We start from the raw sequence: 388 nt of genomic DNA on the forward strand, positions 1-388 counted from the left end.
CGGCGGCGAGGCGGGCGTCGTCCGGGTGCAGCACGCCCTTGAGGACGATCGGACCGTCCCAGTTCTCCCGCAGGAACGCCAGATCCGGCCAGGTCTTGGCGGGGTCGGCGAACATGTCGACGAAGTGCATCACCGCCGCGTTCGGATCCTCGTGCACCGGCTTGGCCAGCCCCGCCCGGAAGGCCGGGTCCGAGAAGTAGTTGGCGGTGCCCACCCCGTGCAGGAACGGCAGGTACGCCTGGTCCAGATCGCGCGGCCGCCAGGACAGCAGAGGAGTGTCCAGGGTGACGACGAGCACCGTGAACCCGGCGGCCTTCGCCCGGTCCAGGAAGCTCCGGGCCACCTCCGGGTCCTTCGGCCAGTAGAGCTGGAACCAGCGCTCCGCGTC

1 protein-coding gene is annotated in these 388 nt (G+C 70.6%); it reads right to left on the reverse strand.

Translation table 11 applies throughout. The annotated features are described in order from the left end of the window. A partial coding sequence (locus tag B7L92_RS43295) for an alpha-hydroxy-acid oxidizing protein (protein ID WP_255311353.1) occupies window positions 1-388 on the reverse strand: 388 nt, incomplete at both ends.

The organism is Streptomyces viridosporus (assembly GCF_002078235.1).
GTDB lineage: Bacteria > Actinomycetota > Actinomycetes > Streptomycetales > Streptomycetaceae > Streptomyces > Streptomyces viridosporus.